This is a genomic window from Streptomyces sp. NPDC021080 (assembly GCF_044333225.1).
In the GTDB taxonomy this organism is placed as follows: Bacteria; Actinomycetota; Actinomycetes; order Streptomycetales; family Streptomycetaceae; genus Streptomyces.
The window spans coordinates 129,413-149,827 of sequence record NZ_JBIRQM010000003.1 but is presented as its reverse complement, the minus strand read 5'-3'; the positions used below and the strand labels follow the sequence as shown (position 1 = coordinate 149,827).

20 protein-coding genes are annotated in these 20,415 nt (G+C 67.8%); 6 read left to right on the top strand and 14 right to left on the bottom strand.

The genetic code is table 11. The features are described 5' to 3' along the window. Positions 1-318 precede the first annotated feature (318 nt). Positions 319-1,230 (top strand): helix-turn-helix domain-containing protein, encoded by a 912-nt coding sequence (locus ACH4S8_RS08145; RefSeq protein WP_398392350.1) that lies wholly within the window; start codon positions 319-321, stop codon positions 1,228-1,230. Between the two features lie 355 nt (positions 1,231-1,585). On the opposite strand, the gene ACH4S8_RS08140 is transcribed toward ACH4S8_RS08145, so the two are convergent. Further along, on the bottom strand, positions 1,586-1,855 hold the full coding sequence (locus tag ACH4S8_RS08140; RefSeq protein ID WP_398391878.1) for a hypothetical protein: 270 nt from the start codon (positions 1,853-1,855) through the stop codon (positions 1,586-1,588). Positions 1,856-1,875: 20 nt separating this feature from the next. Here ACH4S8_RS08140 and ACH4S8_RS08135 point away from each other — a divergent pair, with 20 nt between their 5' ends. Then, positions 1,876-2,307, top strand: a complete 432-nt coding sequence (locus ACH4S8_RS08135) for a GFA family protein (RefSeq protein ID WP_398391877.1) — start codon at positions 1,876-1,878, stop codon at positions 2,305-2,307. Positions 2,308-2,772: 465 nt separating this feature from the next. On the opposite strand, the gene ACH4S8_RS08130 is transcribed toward ACH4S8_RS08135, so the two are convergent. From ACH4S8_RS08130 to ACH4S8_RS08110, 5 genes are all read right to left on the bottom strand, one after another. Beyond that, positions 2,773-3,576, bottom strand: a complete 804-nt coding sequence (locus ACH4S8_RS08130) for an aminoglycoside phosphotransferase (protein WP_398391876.1) — start codon at positions 3,574-3,576, stop codon at positions 2,773-2,775. A 59-nt stretch (positions 3,577-3,635) separates the two neighbouring features. Continuing rightward, positions 3,636-3,770 carry a hypothetical protein gene (locus ACH4S8_RS08125; RefSeq protein WP_398391875.1) on the bottom strand — a complete coding sequence of 45 codons (135 nt, stop codon included), beginning with the start codon at positions 3,768-3,770 and terminating at the stop codon, positions 3,636-3,638. A gap of 2 nt (positions 3,771-3,772) precedes the next feature. After that, complete coding sequence (locus tag ACH4S8_RS08120; protein WP_398391874.1) at positions 3,773-4,873, bottom strand: radical SAM protein; 1,101 nt, start codon at positions 4,871-4,873, stop codon at positions 3,773-3,775. Between the two features lie 119 nt (positions 4,874-4,992). Further along, on the bottom strand, positions 4,993-5,577 hold the full coding sequence (locus ACH4S8_RS08115) for a hypothetical protein (protein ID WP_398391873.1): 585 nt from the start codon (positions 5,575-5,577) through the stop codon (positions 4,993-4,995). After that, positions 5,574-5,927 (bottom strand): hypothetical protein, encoded by a 354-nt coding sequence (locus tag ACH4S8_RS08110; RefSeq protein ID WP_398391872.1) that lies wholly within the window; start codon positions 5,925-5,927, stop codon positions 5,574-5,576. The genes ACH4S8_RS08115 and ACH4S8_RS08110 overlap by 4 nt, the downstream gene beginning before the upstream one ends. Before the next feature lie 467 nt (positions 5,928-6,394). Here ACH4S8_RS08110 and ACH4S8_RS08105 point away from each other — a divergent pair, with 467 nt between their 5' ends. Beyond that, positions 6,395-7,723, top strand: coding sequence for a DNA-binding protein (locus tag ACH4S8_RS08105; RefSeq protein ID WP_398391871.1), 1,329 nt, complete (start codon positions 6,395-6,397; stop codon positions 7,721-7,723). Position 7,724: 1 nt separating this feature from the next. Here the strand turns inward: ACH4S8_RS08105 and ACH4S8_RS08100 are convergent, their stop codons facing one another. The 3 genes from ACH4S8_RS08100 to ACH4S8_RS08090 form a co-directional block, all read right to left on the bottom strand. Continuing rightward, a complete protein-coding gene (locus ACH4S8_RS08100) occupies positions 7,725-8,738 on the bottom strand; it encodes an NAD-dependent epimerase/dehydratase family protein (RefSeq protein WP_398392349.1) in 1,014 nt (337 codons plus the stop codon). A 405-nt stretch (positions 8,739-9,143) separates the two neighbouring features. Further along, positions 9,144-9,701 (bottom strand): hypothetical protein, encoded by a 558-nt coding sequence (locus ACH4S8_RS08095; RefSeq protein WP_398391870.1) that lies wholly within the window; start codon positions 9,699-9,701, stop codon positions 9,144-9,146. A 174-nt stretch (positions 9,702-9,875) separates the two neighbouring features. Further along, entirely contained in the window at positions 9,876-10,208 is a 333-nt protein-coding gene (locus ACH4S8_RS08090) for a transposase (protein WP_398391869.1), read from the bottom strand. Here ACH4S8_RS08090 and ACH4S8_RS08085 point away from each other — a divergent pair. Further along, positions 10,098-10,637 (top strand): gamma-glutamylcyclotransferase family protein, encoded by a 540-nt coding sequence (locus ACH4S8_RS08085; RefSeq protein ID WP_398391868.1) that lies wholly within the window; start codon positions 10,098-10,100, stop codon positions 10,635-10,637. The genes ACH4S8_RS08090 and ACH4S8_RS08085 overlap by 111 nt on opposite strands. A gap of 83 nt (positions 10,638-10,720) precedes the next feature. On the opposite strand, the gene ACH4S8_RS08080 is transcribed toward ACH4S8_RS08085, so the two are convergent. Further along, complete coding sequence (locus tag ACH4S8_RS08080; RefSeq protein ID WP_398391867.1) at positions 10,721-10,906, bottom strand: hypothetical protein; 186 nt, start codon at positions 10,904-10,906, stop codon at positions 10,721-10,723. Between the two features lie 434 nt (positions 10,907-11,340). Next, a complete protein-coding gene (locus tag ACH4S8_RS08075; protein WP_398391866.1) occupies positions 11,341-12,306 on the bottom strand; it encodes a LacI family DNA-binding transcriptional regulator in 966 nt (321 codons plus the stop codon). A 130-nt stretch (positions 12,307-12,436) separates the two neighbouring features. On the opposite strand from ACH4S8_RS08075, the gene ACH4S8_RS08070 reads away from it, so the two are divergent. Beyond that, positions 12,437-12,721 (top strand): hypothetical protein, encoded by a 285-nt coding sequence (locus ACH4S8_RS08070; RefSeq protein WP_398391865.1) that lies wholly within the window; start codon positions 12,437-12,439, stop codon positions 12,719-12,721. 60 nt (positions 12,722-12,781) lie between these two features. Continuing rightward, complete coding sequence (locus ACH4S8_RS08065) at positions 12,782-14,386, top strand: family 43 glycosylhydrolase (protein WP_398391864.1); 1,605 nt, start codon at positions 12,782-12,784, stop codon at positions 14,384-14,386. 1,046 nt (positions 14,387-15,432) lie between these two features. On the opposite strand, the gene ACH4S8_RS08060 is transcribed toward ACH4S8_RS08065, so the two are convergent. The 3 genes from ACH4S8_RS08060 to ACH4S8_RS08050 all read right to left on the bottom strand — a co-directional run bounded on the left by ACH4S8_RS08060 (position 15,433) and on the right by ACH4S8_RS08050 (position 20,189). After that, complete coding sequence (locus ACH4S8_RS08060) at positions 15,433-16,716, bottom strand: MFS transporter (protein ID WP_398391863.1); 1,284 nt, start codon at positions 16,714-16,716, stop codon at positions 15,433-15,435. 36 nt (positions 16,717-16,752) lie between these two features. Further along, positions 16,753-17,622 (bottom strand): alpha/beta hydrolase family esterase, encoded by an 870-nt coding sequence (locus ACH4S8_RS08055; RefSeq protein ID WP_398391862.1) that lies wholly within the window; start codon positions 17,620-17,622, stop codon positions 16,753-16,755. Positions 17,623-17,924: 302 nt separating this feature from the next. Next, the gene (locus ACH4S8_RS08050) at positions 17,925-20,189 is read right to left on the bottom strand and encodes a beta-glucosidase (RefSeq protein ID WP_398391861.1); all 2,265 of its coding nucleotides are present in this window, start codon (positions 20,187-20,189) and stop codon (positions 17,925-17,927) included. Positions 20,190-20,415 lie beyond the last annotated feature (226 nt).

The following is a 20,415-nucleotide window of genomic DNA, read 5'->3' as shown; positions in this document are numbered from 1 at the left end:
ACCTTGCCGCAACGGCAGGGTGGTCGTTTCTGTGGCGAATGTGAGCAGCTGTGGGCGGCATTTCGCCGTTGTCCCTGATATGCAGAACGGAGCACGACATGAAGATCCTCTACGAGCGCAAGCCGAGCCAGATTGTGCCAGGGAAAGGTTCCCAGGTTTCCGTGACCCTACGACTGGTTCGGAAGAGCTACGGGAGTCAAGGGGGCTGCTTACCCTGCTCGTTGAGAACTGACAGTTCCCATAACTCGATTGTCGGCGCTTCAACTATCGCCCGGGCTGCTGAGCTGCCTGCTTCAACTCGCCGGAATTTACGTCGCGATGGAGGGGGGTGGTGATGGCGGGGCGCACTCCTGCCGATATGGGAACTGTGACGTGAGCCCCACGGGAGGGCGTTACTCGAACGTTACGGGAGGTGATTCGGAGGGGCAGCTCCTTATCACGCACATTCTGCGGCAAGCACGCGCACGTCGGAATACATCGGACGTACCAGGGTTTACAGCTGCGTTCGGTGCCAAGTCCACCCCGGGCATCACCCAAGCGCAGACCGCATACCTGGCAGGCGTCTCCCGCCGGTGGTACAACGCGCTCGAAGCCGGGCGCCCGGCGAACTACAGCGACACCTTTCTGCAGTCGGTCCGCCGAATCCTTGCTCTGGACGCCGAGGAATGGGACATCGTGCACCGCATCGTCCGCGGACGGGCCCCAGACGCGAACCCTGTGCCCCTTCATGAGAAGCGGTTGCCATCGGCCCTCGTCACCCTCGTAGAACAGAGCCCGACTTGGTGCATCTACCTCCGGGACCGTAGATGGGACTTACTGGCCTACAACTCGACGATGAAGGAATACTTTCCGCAGGTCGCCAAGGGTCGCAATGTCGTGGAGTGGGTGCTGACTTGGCCAGAAGCCCGGGACCAGCTCATCAACTGGCGAGACGACTGGGCGCTTCCCGCGATCACGGCCCTCCGCGCAGATGCAGAGCAATGGCCACAAGACGAGCGTCTTGCGGAAGTCATCGAGGCTGTACGTCTTGACCCGGTAGCTCGTAAACTCTGGAATTCTCCGGACTTGCCAGCGGTGAGCTATCCAGCCTCCGGCGTGCCTCGCCGCCTCTACCTCCCCCGGCAGGGAGGTAAGGAGTTCGCCGTACGCATTGTCGCGCTGGCGCCCATGGAAGTGCCGTCCTGCCGCCTGGTAGCGATCACGCCTGCGGAACCGCTGTTGTGGACCTGATGGCCGAGCCCGAACTGGCTTCAGCAGAGCTGCGGCGGTCGTTGGCCTGGAGGGTGAGGGAGTAGAAGCCGGTGAGACCTCCACCGTGCGGTCGAGCGCAGTGGGTGCGTTTGGCGCGCCGTAGTTCCTGGCCGGCTTCGGCTGTGGCGCGGCGCAGGAAGGAGACCTTTTTCCGCGGCCGGCCGTTCTGTCCCGTGGCGGCGATCATGATCATCACGTGGACCGGTGCGGTGGTGGTGAGAGCGGCGGAGAAGTTCAGTGTGTCGCCGTCGCGGAGTTTGGTGCGCTCCAGGATGAGGGGGGTGAGCGCGATCGGCGCGTCGTGGGCGTAGCTGAGTATGGCGTAGGCGGGTGGTCAGTCCTCCTTCAGTCGGTTGCGCAGGGTGCCCCGGGCGATGGAAGCGAAGTGCTCGTCCGTGGGTCGGCCCGACTGCTTCCACCGCTGAAGGGTGGTCAGCACGACGTCGGGCTGGCTGGCGGCCTGAGCGTCGAGGCTGCGCACATTGAGGGCCTGGCTTGGTTCGTCAAGGAGAGTGAATTTTTCCACGTAGAGCTGTCCCAGGCGCTGGACGGCTTCCTGCCGATCGCAGAGGGGATGAAAGACTGGTGGGCTCAACTCGCCCACTGTGTATGGGATATGAACTGATGAACGCCCCCCGCGACATTGTCGCTGCCGTCCAGGAGCGCTCTGGCGGATGCCTGTGCGGGCGGATCCGCTTCACCGCCAAGGGCAAGGCGGTCTACCCGCACACGTGCAGTTGTTCGCACTGCAAGAAGCTCGGCGGCGGCCCGATGATGTGGTGGGCTGGCTTCGCCCTGGACGATGTCACCTGGACCAACGGGATCGAGCCGACCTGGTTCGAGACGTTCGAGGGCGAGGCCCAGCGCGGCTTTTGCCCTCACTGTGGCAGCCGCCTCGCGGCGATCGACAGAGACGTCCCCGAGCTCGGTATCGTCGTCACGGCCCTGGACGACACCAGCGGAGCCGACCTCGTCCCCGTCAACCAGTCCTTCCGCGACGACGCCGTGCACTGGCTGTCGCAGGTCCCGAACACCCAGACCAGCCCCGTCGACTGACACCCGCGAGACCTCCGGGGGCCAGCAGCCCTGACCCGACAGCCCCGGGGCCGTCCTGCCTGGGGCTGTCTGTGCCGCGTCCGGCTCGTCGTCCGGCTCGTCCCGCAGCAGTTTCTGGAGGATTCGTGGTGCTCACTCCGCACGCCGCCAGCGAGTACGGCGCTCTACGCCACGTTGCCATGCGTTATGCCAGCAACATCACCCACGGCCTCGACGGCCCCGAAGTTCACCCTGTTCTGACCCGCCAGAAGGCCACCAGCTCTTGGAGGCCGTACGCCCCAGCCACCATCCGTGCTCAACTGGACACCCTGATGGATCTGCTGCGCAGCCGCGGTACGGAGGTGACCCTTCTCGCCCTTGCCAAGAGAGTCCGGCTTGGGACACCTATCTCAGCGACTCGCCGGGGGCAGCGGAAAGCCCCGCCCATCCGCCTCGGGGGGAGCGGACGAGCGGGGCCGTATCGGGTCAGTGCTGGTGTTGCCGGTGCATGTTCCAGACCCGGGCCGCTGCCTGCATCGGCTGCGCCCACTCGTCAGGGCTCTGTCCGGCGATGGAGTCCCACAGGCGCTGTTGGGCGCGAGCGAGGGCGTCGAGTCCAAGGGACGGGGCGAGCTTCCACGCCGGATGCGCGGCGGCCACGCTCTCGGCCTGCTCCGCGGTGTGGCCATGGGCGATCAGCCACAGCAGCCACAGCGCGGGATCGATCCACGCTGCGCCGGTCGATGCCCACCCCCAGTCGACGAACAGGGCGCCGGCCTTCGTGATGAGGACGTTGTGCGGGTTCCACTCCGTGTGAAGGAGGCTGTTCCCCTCGAACCACATCAGGTCGGCGTGGTCGTCGACGTAGCCGCGGAGTCGGTGGGTCATCTCCTTCAGCTCGACGTCGGGGGTCGGGATCTCGGCGAGTTGCGCCAGGGCCGCGGAGACGGCGGGTAGGTCGGAGGAGCCGGGCGTGAAGTCGGCGTGACTTCCCTCGACGTACTGGAAACCGAGGAGGCTCCACCCGTCGGCTTCCACGAGCCAGCGCAGTTCGGGGGCGATGCCGCGCACGTACGGGGCGATGTCCGCCTCGCGTTGCTGCGTCCAGACGCGGGGGTGGTCGAGCGGCAGGCCCTTGACGAACAGGGTGCGTGTGCTGGTTCGCACGATGACGGCGATGGAGCTGTTGAGGCCCGCGTGGACGGTTCCGATGTCGGTGATCCGGCCGCCGGCTTTTTCGATCAGCGAGCGTACTTCGTCGGGCAGCTCGGTGATACGCGGAGTGGGCATGAATTCTCCAGAGGTACGGGCGTCGGGGCCGCATGTGAGGCGCGGCCCCGACGGTTGAGCTACTTGTACGGGTTGTCGTCGTTGCAGCCGGACTCCACGCTTGCGGTCAGCTCGGCGATGTCGCCGACCAGGACGATCTCGGCCGGGTCAGCGGGCGCGGGTGCGGGCGTGATCTCGACCATGACAGCAGGCATGACTACCTCATTCCGTGTTGGCAGTAGTTTCTGAGTGGTGCCTTCGCTTCCTGGAAGACCCGTGCCATCGGTCGGCACACGCGGCAGGTGGCTGAGAGTTTGCAGCCGCTGCATCCTCCGGTGCGAAGCATGAGGGACTCGGCGATCCGGCCGAGTCGGGCAAGGCCTGGAACGCCTTCGGCGGTCAGGTCGATGTTCGGTTCCCGGCCCACCTTGCAGATCGAGGCGCGGCCGAACGGGTCGGCGTGGAAGAACGTCACGCCCGCAGGGCAGCCGGTGAACGGCTTCCGATCGGTGAGGTATTCGGGTGACTGGGACGGCAGGGTTTCCGCGGTGCCGTGGATCGTGGGCGAGATGTTGGCGTACTCGCGGAACGGCACCCCGAGCTCGGCGGCCCAGGCCCGCATGGCGTCGACCTCGTGCGCGTTGGTCTGCACGATGATCAGACTCAGATCGAGGCGCAGTCCGGCTTCGAGGGCCTTGTATACCCCTTCGCGGAACCGGTCGAAGCCACCGCGCCGGCGGGTCACCGCGTCGTACGTGTCGGCCGTCGCGCCGTACAGGCTCAACGTCAGCTTCGTCGGCGGGTAGGCGCGCAGCACGTCCAGGACACGATCCCTGCGCAGTTGGGAGCCGTTAGAGAGGATTTCGAGCTGCATGCCCAGCTCGTTGGCGAGCCGATAGGACTCGGGGAAGTCGGGATCGATCAGCGGCTCCCCGCCGGTGATCTGGAGCCAGATCACCCCGGCGTCGCGCATCACCGTCAGCAGCGTGTGCTTGCCCCGCATGTCGAGGCCTTCGAACCGCTTCTCTCCGAGGTAGCACATCTCGCAGTCGTAGTCACAGCCGAGATTGATCTCCCACGTCGCCCGGCTGAACTCGTACGGTCCCGCCTCGCGCACCAGGAGGACCTCGTCGAGGGCCTGGCCGGAGACGTCCATCTGCCACTGGGCGGCCACGGCGTCGACCAGCCATCCGGGCACGCTGCTCGGGAGGGCGCTCAGCTCCTCGAACTTGGGGTGGGGAAGCTGTAAGGCTTTTGGACTGCCTCGCCGTAAGACGAGGCGGCGCTCTCCGAACGGTGTGGCAACAAGCTGACGCATGTTGTTCCCCTCACGGTTGATTCCCTGCCGTCGGGTGCCAGGGCAGTTGTCCGGCGGCAGGGAGTGGAACCGCGTGCGGCGGCGGGGATCAGGGCGTACGCCACCGCCGCACGCGGAGATCAGGAGATGGTGCTGAGAACAGCTCCGAGGACTTCCTCGTGCGGGATCGGGCCCGGCTTGAACCGGCCGAGGAAGTCGGCCAGCGGCCAGTGCGGCACGAGGCGGTCACCGCGGCACGGACGCAGCCAGTACGGGCCCGGCGGCTCCGTCTGGAGCAGCGGCGGCAGGGCGAGTTCGTACGGGGCGCCCAGGCAGGTGCCGTAGCGGTTGGGCTCCCAGACTGCGTGTGTGCCCGGGGGGACGAGCCAGATGAGCCAGCCCCGCTGCGGGTCCTCGATGACGGGGCCGCAGGCGTCGAGGCGGTGGCCGGGTGCGTGTTGGGCGATGTCCATGAGGTCCACGACTGCGTAGGCGTCGGGGCCGGCGGCGGTGACGACGATGTCGAAGAACCGGCCGCCTAACGGTAAGCGGAACGGTCTCCCCTGCTGGAGATTCATCAGGTTCCGCACGCGTGTGGCGAGGCTGCCCATGTCCGTGGCGACGTCCTCGGGTGTGATGTCCAGGGCGCGTGTCGCGAATTCGACGCTGTCCGGCATTCCGCGGAGCGGTTTCGCCGCCCGCTGGGGAAGGGGTGTGGGCGTCATGCGGAACCGTCCCAGGTTGCAGGGAGAAGAGCTTGTACGGTCTTGCCGATGACCATCCCGTCGCCATCCCTCTTCAGGTCCCACGAGATCGTGCCGCGGTAGTGGGCAGGCCACCACAGTCCAGAGGGTGAGAGGCGGGGCTCGGGGCTCTGGTTCGCGACCTGGTCGAAACCCGAGAAGTCGGGGAACGCGTCGTCGACCTCGACGAGCAGTTCGTCCGTTTCGCCGTGGGCGAGCAACCGAAGGACGATCTTGTCGTCGGGGAACGGCTTCCCGTGCCGGACGGCGTTGTCAGCCAGGTGGGAGGCGACCCGGGCGGCAGCGTCGATGTTGCCGGGCCACTTGGACATGGTGAGGCGAGGACGGGCCCGCAGCCGTGCGTTCGCTGCCGCCCCGTCGTTGGCGGTCAGGCGGGCAGTCCACCGGAACGGGGACCGCTCTGCGGGCAGCGGCAGAAGCGCGGTCGCAGTGTCGGCCGGGCGCAGCACGGTGACGGTCGCACCCCCGGGCGGGGGGTCCGCTGGGGCTGCGGGTTCGATTGCGCGCGGATTCACGGGGGACTCCCAGGTTCACGATTGTGCTCGGTTGCGTACTCTCGGCTAGTAGGCGATCAGCGTTCACCCGTGGCCCGTGGCCTCACCATGGCTTGCAACGTGGCCTCTTTGCCTCTTTCGGGCGGTGCAGGTGGCCTCCGGGTAGCTTTGAAGTGCCTTCTGCACGGGCTGGGTTGTGGCGGTGTGTGGTTGCGGTATCCCCTTCCCGGAGAAGGGATCGGCGCGTAGGCCGGCTGATCGTGGTGCCGCAGACTGGGGGCGGGATGAGAAGTACTGAGCCGAGGACACTGCTCGCGTGGCTGTGTGACCGGGACAGGCTTCCTTACCGGCGGTTCGAGGAGCGGTTCACCGAGGCTGGTGTGCGGCTCTTCGGGAACAGTCCCCACAACCCGACGTGCGGTGAAACGCAGTTCCGGCGGTGGACGGGCGGCAAGTTAGCGACATCTCCCGGCCCGGCGACCTGCCAGGTTCTGGAAGCGATGTGGCCCCAGTACAAGGCCGAGGAGCTGTTCGGGCCGCCGCCGCAGACCGATCCCCAGGCACCCGCGAATGACCTGGAAGAGCGAGTTCGAATGACCGCAGATGACGCCCTCCAAGGCGCCGATGCAACCGCATCGGCATCCATCTCCGACAACACCATTGATGAGCTGCGAGACCAGGTGACAGGTATCGCCCAGCGATACCACCTGGTGTCACCGGCGCAGGCCTATGAAGAGGCCGATCGGTTGCGCCTGCTGATCGAGCGGCAGCGGGACCGGACGCAGGTCCCCGTCCAACTGCAGCAGCTCATGATCCTGAACGGGCAGTCGGCAGCTCTGCTGTCGGTCGCAGCGTTCGACCTCGGGTATTTCCCGAGCGCCCGCAGCCTTGCGCGTACGGCTTCCATGTTCGGCGAGGCCACCCGATTCACCCCCCTTCAGGCCTACGCCGACGGCACGTTGGCCTACATCGCTTACCACACGGGCAGCGCCACCGAGGCGGTGGCGAAGGCCACGCGCGCGCTGACGTACGGCGGTCTCGGAGACACGGCCCACCGGCGTCTGCACGCCATCAAGGCCCGAGCGCATGCGCATCTCGGCGATGTGAGCAGTGCCCGGCGGGCCATACTGCTGTCCGCGGAAGACGGCACGGGCCGTCGCGACGAACTCCACGATGAGGTCGGCGGGGAATTCGCGTTCTCGCTGGAACGGCTGGCCATGTCCACCAGCACGACAGCACTGCTCATGGGCGATGCCGCGCAAGCCGAAGCTGACGCGCGGCGAGCTCTGGAGCTCATTGGGCAACGGCCGAGCGAGCAGCAGTCGGAACACGTGCGTGCCGGTGCGGCGGCAGACCTCGCCTATGCCCGGATCCTGGCCGACGACGTGGATGGTGCGGCCGACGCCCTCCAACCGGTGTGGGCAGTGCCGGCGGAACACCGGCAGACAGGAATCGTCGTCCGCACAGCACGCATCGGACGGCATCTGGCCAGGCCCGAGTACCACGGCGCACAGACGCCGGCGGCGCTGGTAGAGCGGATCGAGGACTACAACCGCGTCTCTCCGCCCCACCGGATCGGCCCGCACATAGGGCTCCACGCGATCGAGGGCTGACTCACAACGAAGCGAGGATCTTCGCCTCCGCCTCCGGGGCGATCCCGTGCTCCGCCCACCGCGGGTGGTCCACGGGACGCCCATCGGCCGCCCACCACTGCCACGTGTCACGAATCGTCTCGGCGATGGTGCGGCAACGCAGCCCTGCCGCCACTGCGCGGCTGGAGCCGACCGCCCACACCCCGGCATGGGTGCGCCACAGAGGCAGCTCTGTCCACTGCTTGACGCCCTGCTCGATCAGCACCGAGGGATCGACCCAGACCGGCACTCCGGCACCGCCCGTCTCCGTCAGGCACGCTTCCAGGAACTCGCGGAACGAGATGCCGTCGGGGTGGGTGACGTTGAAGCCGCCGCGCGCCGAGCCTGCTGCCTGTGTGAGAGCGAAGCGGGCGACGTCGCGCACGTCGACCGGCTGAATGCGCTGCTCGGCAGGAGCCGGGGCGAGGATGCGACCGCCCCGCTTGGCCCGCTCCAACCACCAAGGCAGGCGGCCCACGTACTCGCCGGGACCGAGGATGACTCCGGGGCGGAGGAACACCGCGGCGTCGCCGAAGACTTCGGTCACGGCCCGCTCGCCGCCGGCCTTCTGGAACCCGTATTGGGTGGGCGAGCCGTCAGCGCCGGTGTAGCCGTACGACTCGTCGGCGTCCGGCGGACATTCGAGTAGCGGTGAGTCGTCGGTGAGCGGCAGGTGCGGCCAGCCCTGATAGACGGACACGGTGGAGATGTGCACCCATCGGTGCACGACCGGGCGCAGCGCGGTCGCGGCCACCAGGACGTCTCGGGGTGCGAGGTCGGAGCTGGACGTGTCGATCACCGCGTCCCACGGCCCCTGTGCCGCAAGGCGGTTCAGGTCGGTGATGTTAGTACGGTCGCCGCGGAACGTCTCCACGCCTGGCACGTCGCGGCCCGAGAGCCCACGGTTGAACGTGGTGACCTCCCAGCCTCGCGCCAGTGCGTCCTCTGCGATGCGCTTGCCCAGGAACCACGTACCGCCCATGACCAGAATCCTCATGGAGTGGATCCTGCCGTGCCGCCGAATGCGATGGAAGCGCCCCGCACGGTCGATGGCCGTCGGTAGCGAGGCCCACGCCAGGTGCGCGGTGCGACCCGTGCGCCGAAAGGTGAACTGCCGCGCTCGAACGTAAGACCATCGGTCGTGGAAATTCCCGATGATCTGGTTGAACTCGAGCGCGCCGCGGAAGAAGCGCCCGCCCGCCTGGCTGGCCTCACCGGCGGTGAGTACGAAGAGCAGTAGCGAGCCTGGCGTACCGCGGCTGGGAAGGGCCAAGCCGCGATCACCAAGCACGCCGCGTCGACGGAGGGCGTGTCCCGGGTCGACGTCGAAACGGCCGTCAAAAAGGCGGTGTGGCATGCGAGCGAGGATCCTGCGGAGTAGCCACTGCGCCGGACGAGCCCGTTACGCCTCCGTCACCGGAGTGGCGATGATTCGGACACCGTTGACGAACTCCCCGGGCTTGGGGGCCGGGATTGTCCCCATGCCAGGAGCCTTGCCTGCGGTCGCGTTCCACCCAGCGCGGAACATGTCGCTTCGGAGCAGGGTGACCTCGTCAGCCAACGCCTCCATCTCCTCGACGGAGATAGGGGTCGCTCTATACCCCAGGTTCTTCCTGACGGGGTTCAAGCCCTCGATCTCGGTGCCCGACTCGTTCTGCGAGTAGATGGCGTGGACGATCTTGTTTCGCCGGTCGCGGAACCTGTCGGCGCGCTCCAGACACTTGGTGATCTCATCGACGCTCTCGGGCTCGATGACGCCGTTCGTCAGGGCCAGTTTGCAGAGCTGGATGAGCTGATCGGTCTTTGCGGCGTTGGCGTACTTGATGAGCGTCGGTTCGAAGGCGATGGAGCCGAGCAGGTTCCGGAGAGAGTGATCGAGCTCTCCGGTGGCGAGTGTGATTCGACCAAGGGCTTCGAGGAATGGATCCCGTTCCCGCTTTGGGGTGTCGCTGAGGGGCATGGCCGGAAATGGTACCCAGTCGGCCCAGTTCGAGTCTGCTGAATTTCCTTGCCTCCTCTGGTGTAGAACCAGGACTCCGACACCCTCAGGACCCGGCAGGCCAGACGTGCGGGACGCAGTGCTCGGTCCCCTGGTTACCGATGAACGCGGCCAGGGCGGCAGGGTCCGTCACGGTCACTTCACCCAGAGGACCATGCATCGCTTGAGGACATCACGCTCCATCTCCAGCTCGCGTATCCGCTTGTTCTTCTCCGACATCTCCCGCCGTAGCCGCTCCAGCTCGGCGCGCTCGGCCTCGCGCATCTGTCCACCCGGCGGCGCGGGCTCGGCAGGCCGGTCGGACGACGCCGACCTATTGCGCCGCCACCGCGACACCCAGTTGTGCAGCGTGCCGGAGTGCACGCCGAGTTCTTCGGCGACCTCCGGGATCGGCCTGCCCGTCTCGATCACGATGCGTACAGCACCCTCACGAAACTCAGGCATGTACGTCCGTTGCTTGGACCCCATGAACCCCAACTTCCCCTGCAATCACGGACTCCACGCTACGAGGGGAGGGATATCGGACGCGTCCCCGAGCGTCAGCCCACCACTACGCTGGGCTGGCGCGCAGCAGCTCTCGAAGGCCGGGTATATCCCGGTCTCGTTTCCGCTCCCGGTGCCGAAGCACGCGGCATCTTGTTGACGGGGGTGAGTGAACGAGAGTGGCGAGTCCTCGATGCCTTCGAAGATGATCGCTACTACCTGCAGCGCATCGATGTGACCTGCAGATTTGCTGCTTGGGTGTATGTCTGGCCAGGCGGAGAAGCGCAGGTGGAGGACTGGGACGCGGAGGGGTTCCAGGAGCGCCACCTTCAGGCGTACGCCGAGCGCTGTGCTCGGATCGCTTCGGATCTGGTGGCCAAGCTGTCTACTGAAGCCCAGAACGCCACATGCTGACCTCCAGCCGCCGGGACCGGGCCTCTCGCCGGTGGTTGGGCACGCTGTAGATGTTGGCGTGGCAACTCGTTTCTGAGGCGGGCTTATCTCTCCTCGACCAGGAACTTCGCGTGGTCGGTCTGGGGCGGCAGTGCGTCGAAGGTCACCACTGCGCCGGTCAGGTCCAGCGGCTCCAGCAACGGCCTGAACGCGGTGATCTCGTTGCTCTTGGCGTCGGTCTCGCATTGGGCGAGCATGATGCCGTCGCCGCGCAGTGATTTGCTATCCACCGCGACCACCTCTCACACCGGGCGGGAGGGCAGATACGTGTCCTGGGCGGGGGCACGCGGGGTGTCTGCACGGACGGTGAGCCAACTGCCGATCGCCGCGTCGAGTTGGAGCATCACGCCCACAGCGGATTCTCTGGGGCTGCCCGTGCGGCATTGGCGTACGCAAGGAGCATTCGCACAGCTCAGCGTCGGCACGGATCACTGTAGCGATTGCAACAGGTGTAGCGGGATCGCTGAAACGAGGGATTCACGCCTGAGGGTTCGGCGCCACTTGCGTGAGAACGGGTTCTGGGAGCCAACCGGGCTTCCGGGCCGATATCAGTACCCCTTCCTGATCTTGCTCCTGGATAGGGTCGTTTGTGAGAGCCGTCCGCGAGGCGTTCAGCTCTGCCCTGTCTCCTTGCGGATGGTGGGGGTGACACTTGAGCAATCAGTCAGGTCGAGGCCCGGCGGACGACCGTGAGTCCCTGATCGGCAGGCTGCGTCTCCGGTTTCTCAGAGTCCAGTGCCTGTAGGACGAGAGCTGAGGAGAATTGGGCCCACGTTGCCAGGTCGGGCTTGATCGTCGTCAGCGGGGGCGCCGAGACCAGGCCGTTCTTCTCGCCGTCCATGCCGATGACGGCCATGTCGTGCGGGCAGGACAGTCCCGCGGCCCTGATTCCGTGCAGGACGACGAAGGCGACGTCGTCGTTGTAGGCCGCCACGGCCGTCACGCCGTCGCGATGCCAGCCCCGCACGATCGCGGCGGCGTCGGATCCGTCGGCGGCGAGCCTCGCCTCCTGCGGCTCGGGCAGGCCGAGTTCGCGGGCGGTTGTGCGTACTCCGGCTTCCCGTCCGGCGCGGAAGGGTTCGAGACCGGTCTCGTCGGTGCCGGCGAAGGCGATTCTGCGGTGACCGAGATCGTGGAGGTGGCGGAGCTGGGTCGCCCCGATCGTGTTCTGGTAGCCGAATCCAGGGGAGTCGGGATCGTTCAGCGGGGACAGGACCCGGATTCCGGCCGCCACGAGGGGCTCGGATTCCCCGGTCGGCAGCGGCACCATCGCGACGACGGCCGACGCGTCCAGTCGCTGCGCGACCTCGGCGATCGAGGCGCCGCCGCGGGACTGGAAGTGCGTCGAGAGTGTCAGGCCCCGGGCCGCCAGCTCGCTCGTCAGGGTGGCGGCCAGTTCCACGATCATCTCGCCGAGCCGCGCGTGCGGAAGCACGAGGAGGACGAGCCGGCTCTGTCCGGAGGCCAGACGTCGTGCGGCCTCATTGGGCCGGTAGCCGAGCTCCTCGGCGGCCCGGCGGACGGCCTCGCGGGTCTGGTCGGAGATCTTCTGCCCGGTCTTGTCGTTGAGGACGTAACTCACCGTGGCGCGCGAGACGCCTGCCAGCCGAGCGACGTCGGAGCTGGTCACGCGAGGTGTCTCGGCGGATTCCACAGCTCTCCTCGCTCCATCTTGACAGGTGCGTCTCTGCGGCTACCCTAACGCTTACGCGAGTAACTTACGCGAGTAAGTGTTGGGAGGTGCCGTGGAGAGAACAAAGATGTCCGCACCACAGAACCTGGCCGACGGCGTGGGCGGGTTCGCCATGGGCATGTACGGGGCGGTGGACCAGGCCCTGGTGGTCGAGGTGCTGCCGAACCGGGCGATCGCCGCCAAGGACCTGGGCATCCTCAACATGGCCAACACCGGCGGCCAGATCGTCGCACCGGCCATCGCCGCGGCCGTGATCGCCGGAGCAGGCGGCTACCGCTCACTGTTCCTGGTCTGCGTGATCGCGTGCGTGCTCGCCGCGGCCTGCATCCTCCCGATCAAGAGCGCACGCTGAGCCGTACGTCCCACGCCGCCGACACCCACAACGCGCCGTACCCACGAAAGGCCCGCACCCGTGAGCACCACGATCGCAGACATTCCCCTGGGCACGGGGGAGCGGTCCGTCAACCCGTTCCTGCCCGGCAACGAGTTCATCCCGGACGGGGAGCCGCGCGTGTTTGGCGACCGTGTCTACCTCTACGGTTCCCACGACGTGGCGGGCTCCTCGACGCGCATGTGCGCGGGGGACTACGTCTGCTGGTCGGCGGCGCTCGACGACCTCGCGCACTGGCGCTATGACGGCGTCATCTACCGCAGGCTCCAGGACCCGTATGTGCGCAGCGTCGCGGACAAGCGGGACCCGAACGGAATGGTGTCGGGTCTGTTCGCCCCGGACGTCATCCGCATCGACGACGCCTACTACCTGTACTACGGCGTCGGGATGTCCACGTCCGGGTTCGGCGTCGCGAAGGCGGCGTCGCCGACGGGGCCGTTCGAGTACGTGGGGCGGGTCCGTCACCCGGAGGCGGACAAGCCGGCCGGGTGGCGCGACGACCAGGACGGCATCGACGACGGAGACTTGGCCTTCGGCAAGGGCACCGGTCTGTTCCGCCGCGGCCGAATATCGAAGGAATTCCCCTACGACCCTGCCCTGTTGCACCACGAAGGAAGGCTCTTCCTCTACTTCGGTCTGGGCAACTGCTCGGTGGTCGAGCTGGACCTGGCCGACAAGCGCACCGTCGTACGCAACGAGACGACGGGCGAGTACGTGACGCCGATCTTCCGGTCGAGCGCGATCGCCCCCGCACTCGCCCTGGCCTCGGGCCGACGCCGTAGGACGGCGTTCATGAACGGCCCGTCCATCCGGGAGATCGACGGCCGGTTCTGGCTGTCCTACTGGGCCGTCGGCGGCGAGGGCTTCTTCGGCATGTACCACGCGGTCGCCGACCAGCCGCTCGGCCCGTTCGAGCCGGTGGGCCCGCTCGTCTCGCTCGGCAACGCGTGGAAGAACACGCCCCCGGGGTCGACGGACCGCAGGGGGAACACCCACGGCGGGATGTTCGAGGCCGGCGGCACCTGGTACCAGGTCTATCACCGCCACACCGCGGACGGACGGCAGGCCTGCGCCACACCCCTCACACGCGCGCCGCACGGCGGATTCGAGCACGCCGAGTACACCTCCCGGGGCCTGGACGCCTCCGACCTCGACGCGTTCCGGGCCTGGCCGGCCTCCATCGCCTGCCACCTGGTGGGACCGCGCGGCCTGCCGGGCCGTTCCCGGCGCCCGTCGATCGTGCTCCGCGAGGACCCGCGCGGTACCGAGGACGAGTCGGGGCGGCACACCCTCCAGGTCGTCGGCAACACCCACCGCGGCGGCACGATCGGCTTCAAGTACCTCGACTTCGGCCCCGACCAGGTCCCGCACACCCTTCTGGTCGAGATCGACGCGCGCAGCACCGGCCGGATCCAGGTGTACGTCGACGCACCGCACACCGGCACGCCCATCGCGACCGTCGCAGTCCCGGAGAGCGCGGTCGGCGCCGGATGGTGCACCATCGAGGCCGAAACGACTCCCGTGGCCGGTTCGCACGCCCTGTTCATGGTCTTCGAACCGGACCGCGGCCAGCTCGGCGACCTGTCCTTGTTCGCCTTCCAGCGCCGCGAGGACGACGCGAAGTGATACGGCAGCGTGAGCGCATTGAGAGGGAGCCTGACGCGCCTTCAGCTGCCTCCTTGAGAACAACTGCCCCGCCTCACCGGAATCACAGAACGCTCCTGGTCGCTGGCTGGCACCGGGAAATGGGGCGACTACCGCGACCGCCTGGCCGTCCAGTCCGCAGTATGGCGCCGCCGCAACTGGACCTGGTTCGCATCCACCCTGGTCGACTGGCCCTCTCACCCGGCCGCAGACGAGGAGGCTTGAACCGCTGACCTCTCCGTTGCGGGCCGGTGGCAGGCCTACCCCGCAACGGACCTCCCAGACCGGGCGGCGTGACCGCTCCCCGGCCGGGTCCGGCAGGAGAAACCGGACCGGCCGAGACACCACCCGGTCGGCGCAGCGACCTCGTCGCTGCCATGGAAGGCCCCCGGTGCCCACCCCAGCACCGGGGGCCTTCTGCCGCTTCACGGCGCCAGGCTGACGCCGTCTTCGCGATGAGGTAACCCGTCGACTTCGGGCAGGCGAAGTCGGCGTCACTCCGGGTGGAGCTGATGGCCGCCGCGGTGATTGCCACCCGTAATCACGTACTGCGGTGGTGGCTCCGAAGCGAGTCGGCCGACCCGGTGGCGGAGGTGAACGAGGCGTTGTGCGAGGTGAGAGTGCTCTCCCCGCTCGTGGATCCAGGCCGGATGCGGACAGGAAACGACGGTCGTCGCCTTTCAGAACGAGACAAGGTATCGATGCCCTCCTACCCGTGCTGCGGCGCCTGGTTGAGGGGGACACGAAGCAATAGGCCCGCGCCGGTACGAGTGCGGGAGCACGAGCACGGCTCGGTCGGGCAGGTTGGTGTGTTCGCGTAGTTCGTTCGTACTTGCTGGGCACCTGAACATGCCTCAACTGCTGTAAAGGGAGTGGCTGGACCATTCCTGATGGTCCAGCCACTCACGCGAGTACTGTGCGACGGCGCCGTCTCCAGGGTCTCACCTTGCCCAAGCTGTCCCAAGGTGCGCGGCCGCTGGCAACTGGCACCCGAGACCGGCGGGAAGACCGGACAAGCCCTGGGCGAGTCAGCGTATGGCGCGGATGGGCAGGATGCTCAGCGCCCCGAGGACAACCAACAAGATGGCGGCGACGAACAGTGCGCTGTAGCCGCCGAGTACGCCGATCACCATTGCGGCGACCGCAGGTGCCAGCGCCTGCGGGAGTGCGTTGGCAATGTTGAGGACGCCCATGTCCTTGGCGGCGGCATCGGGGCGGGGCAGCACCTGCGTCATCAGCGCCGTGTCGACAGCCATGTACATCCCGAACGCGAACCCGGAGGCGATCGCATAGGCGAACATCGAGGCCTCGCTGCGCAGGATCAGAGGAAGAGCGAGAGCGCAAGCCATCCCGAGACTGGAGGCGACGACGAAGGGCTTGCGGCGTCCGACGCGGTCCGACCAGGGACCGGAAACGACGATCATCACGATCATGCCGGGCAACATGGCCACACTCAGCAGTGGCACCAGGTCGTTCGCCCGATCGCGCGACAGCCCCAGGTAGTCGTCGAGGACGTAGAGCTGGTACGAGGAGACGCAGTAGTAGCCCAGGATCATCAGGAAGCGGCCGAGGAACGCCCAGCCGAAGTCCGGGTGTCGGCGCGGGCTGACCCAGAAGCCGGACACGAAGGTCTTCCAGCGGAACGCCTCTCCCTGGGGGGCCGGGGCGGCCGGCTCCTTGTTGAGGAGCAGAAACACCGCGGTACCGAGGACGACCAGGACGCCGAAGACGGCGAAGCCGAGGCCGAGCGCGTGAGCGAAGCCGGCAGCGAGCGCGGTGCCCGCGACGGCGCCGAGCATCTGGGCGAGCCCGGCAGCAGAGGAGAACACTCCGCGCCGATGCTCGGGCGTGCGATCGGGGATTACTGCAGTCAGCGGGGCCTGCAGGCCGTTGAGGCAGATCTGGGCCAGTGTCCAGGCCGCCCCAATCCACAGCAGGTTGTTGCCGAGCCCGAGCGCGATGAGCGAGAGCCCGCCGAACAGGGCGCCACCCGCCATCCAGGGGGCCCGGCGACCATATCGGCTGTGCGTGCGGTCCGAGAGGGCGCCTGCGACGGGATTGGCGAGCATGGCCCCGAACGCGCCGACGGCACTGATGATTCCCAGGGACGTGGACTTGGAACCTGGGGCGACGTCTGCCACGAGGTTGGCGAGCAGGACGGCCGGGACAGCCCCGTAGACGGCGTACAGAGCAACGCTGTTGGCCATCAGGCCTGTCAGCAGCCTCCGTTCGCCGACGGCGGGCGCCTTGTCCCTGAGCTGCTCAGCTGGGTCGGCCGGCTCCGTCCCGGAGCCGATCGGTACAGTAGTCATGACGACCTCTTTGTCGTACGGGATCCGCGGAGCGCCTCAGCGTGCGGAACGGTTGTGAGCGGCGGGCAGGGCTGCGTGATTGTTTGCGTGGTCCTGGAAGAACTGCCAGGCCAGTTCGGTGGCATCGATCTCCTGCGTGACATGCCCCATCGGACCGAAGCTCACATCGGAGCCGGGCCAGGTGTGTCCGTCGCCCTCGGTCGAGTACATCTCGACATCGGATCGGCCACGGCAGCCGCTGTAGGAGATCTTGTCGACGTGCGCGGACACAGCAGCGGTCACCGGCCCACGCTGACAGTGGTTGATCCTTGCCCAGGAGGCGAGAGCCGTGGTGGCGCCGTAGCCCCAGTAGGGCTTGCCTCCGCCCGCGTAGGGGTTCTCGGGATCTGCGGTGCCGTGAAAGGTGATGACAGGCACAGGCTGCTTTGGTGCGCACGTGGCGACGTCGGGGATCACGGTGCCGTCATCCCTCGTAACAGGAACTCCTGCTCGGAGCCCGGCTATGGGCGCGATGGCGGTGACACGGTCAGGGTGGTCGCAGGCGTATTGGGAAACCATGCGGCCGCCGCCGGAGTACCCGGTCGCGAGAACCCGGTGGGTGTCGGTGCAGCCGGTGGCGGCGAGGGTACGGAGCAAGTCCGTCAGGAACTGCTCGTCGTCGGGGCCGCCCGTGCCGGTGACACCGGGAACATTCCACTGGTATCCGGCACCGAGAGGCATCGCGCCCTGGGGGGCAACGGCGAGAAATCGGTGGCGCTCGGCTGACTTCTCGATGCCGCTGACCGCGATCTGCTGTGCTGCGGTCATCTGACTGCCATGCAGGGTGAGATGGACCGGCAGGTCGGCCGCAGCAGCGCTGCTGGGCTTGTACACGGTCGCCGTGCGTTCCATGCCTTCGCTGATCACAGTGACCGTCGACTCGCCGGCCGGCAGGGTGCACCGAGGGGACGCCGAATGCCGTGGGTCCGTTGTGGAGTGCGCGGGTCCGGCGAGAGCCAGCGGCGATGTCACGATGACGACGGCGAGCAGCGCGGCGCGACGTCTTCTCATGATGAGACTCCAGATGCGATGAAAGGGAAAAGGGGGGAGAGGCGAGGCGGGCGCGATGCCTGATGAACTGACGGGAGCAGCGACAGGGGACCTGCGCATGACCGACCGGTGCGCGTCGCAGGATGAATATTCGGGCGACGCGCACCGCCCCCGCCGGATCAGGCCTGAGCCGCTGCGACGCGTGTGGAGTTGAGCTGCGAGAGGAGCTTCGTCAGATCGGCGACGGTGACCGCTCCGGCGGCGAAGCTGAGCAGACGGCTCACCGGGATTGATGCCATCATTTTTGCCATGTCGATACCCAGGACGTCGCTGTCAGCAGCAGCGGCCGGCATGGGCATCAAGGCACCCAGGATTTCGGCGGCACCGGGTACGGCCATGACTTCGCCCAGCGTGGAGTCGAGGGCCAGCGGGAGGACGACCGTGTCCCCCTCCACCTCGACCGTGGCGGTGGCGCGGATGTCACGGCTGGAGGCGGCGGCGCGCACTTCGTAGCTGCCTCCCTCGACAACCCACGTGCCGCTGCGGATATCCCAGTACGCCAGGTCCTGACGCTCGATCAGCACGCTCACGCGCTCGCTCGCGCCTGGGGCCAGTGGCACGACGGTGTGGCCCTTGAGCTCCTGCAGTGGCCGGGCGACGGACGAGTCAGGCTTGGCCGTATAGAGCTGGACGACTTCGCGGCCGGCCCGCTCGCCGGTGTTGGTGACAGTGACGGCCGCGGTGATGCCCTCGGAGCTGGCGCTCAGCTCGAGATCCGAGTAGGCGAAGGTGGTGTAGGACAGTCCGTGCCCGAACGGGAAGGCGACCTCGATGTCGCGGGCGTCGTACCAGCGGTAGCCCACGAACAGGCCCTCGCCGTAAGCGACATGACCGTGCTCACCGGGGAAGTCCAGGTATGCGGGGGAGTCTTCGATCCGCACCGGGATGGTCTCCGTCAGCCGGGCGGACGGATTCACTCGGCCGAACAGCACGTCGGCGAGCGCGCCTCCCGCGGCCTGGCCGAGCAAGCCACCGTCCAGCACGGCCGGAACAAGATCGGCGACGGGCGCCAGGCGCAGCACGCCGCCGTGGGAAAGAACGACGGTAGTACGCGGCTGGACTTGGGCCACCGCTTCCAGCAACTCAACCTGTTCGCTCGGGAGTTCGATGTGCGGGCGGTCGAAGCCCTCGGACTCCTGGTGTGCCGCCAGGCCCAGGAAGACGACGGCGGCATCCGCCGCTGCGGCAGTCTGCACAGCCTCCTCCCGCAGTGCGCCCGGGTCGCCGGAGCCGTCGGTGGTGAAACCGGCCGCAAAGGTGACATCGGCTTCTGCCATGAGTCCGCGAATTTCGTCCAGCGGAATGTCCACCCGGGTCGGGTTCACGTGCGAGCTGCCGCCGCCCTGATAGCGGGGCGACTGAGCGAACTCGCCGATCACCGCGAGGGACCGGCCCTCGTCCAGCGGGAGCACCGTCCGTCCGTCGACCGGGCTGTTCTTCAGCAGGACGACACAATGGGCGGCCACCTGCCGGGCCAGGGCGTGGTGGGTCTCGGAATCGAACACGGCGACATCGGCCGCCCGGCTGGCCTCGGCCTTCGCGGCGAGCGCGATGGTGCGAGCGGCCGCCCGGGCGACCACGGCCGCGTCCAGCTGCCCGGCCTTGACGGCCTCGACGACCTGCGCGTCGGTGACTCCTCCGGCGCCCGGCATTTCGAGATCCAGTCCAGCCGCCACTGCCTTGACCCGATCGGCCACCGCGCCCCAGTCGCTGACCACGACACCGTCGTAGCCCCACTCCTCGCGCAGCACCTGGGTGAGCAGCCAGTGGTTCTCGGATGCGTAGACGCCGTTGATGCGGTTGTAAGAGCACATGACCGTCCACGGCTGCGCCGTCTGGACTACATGCTGGAAGGCCCGCAGGTATACCTCGCGCAGCGGGCGCGGGGCGATGTCGGAGCTGGAACGCATACGGTCGTGCTCGGTGTTGTTGGCGGCGAAGTGCTTCAGGGAAGCGCCAACTCCTGTGTTCTGCAGGCCCCGTACCCATGACGCAGCGAGCCTGCCGGAGAGGTGCGGATCCTCGGAGTAGTACTCGAAGTTGCGGCCGCAGCGAGGGTCACGCTTGATGTTGATGCCCGGACCGAGCAGCACGTCGACACCCAGAGCACGGCTCTCCACGCCCAGTGCCGAACCGACCTTGCCGCTGAGATCCGTGTCCCAGCTCTGGCCGAGGCCGACCGCCGGCGGGAAGCACGTCGCGGGTTCGCTGCCCGCAAGGCCGAGGTGGTCGGTGGCCCCCGTCTGACGGCGCACTCCGTGCGGGCCGTCCGTGAGCACCAGCGAGGGAACGGTGCCGACCTGCTTCGTGCTCCAGAAGTCGGCGCCGCTGCCCAGGGCGGCCTGCTGCGCCGTCGACAAGGATGCCGGGTCGTTCGTGGTCACGGAGGTCTCCTCAGGTAGTGCGATGCCCTGCCGGACGGCGGTAGAGCGGAAGCGGCGCGCGCAGCGGTGCATGCGGCGCGTGCCGGAGATGCCCAGCCAGGTGGTGGGGGCCCGGCCCCCCCCCGCCCCCGCCCCCCCCCCCCCCGGGGGGGGGGGGGCCCCGGGGCGGGAGGGGGAGCGGGCTAAAGGGTAAACCCCCGGCGGGGCGCCACCCCCCCCCAGCAAA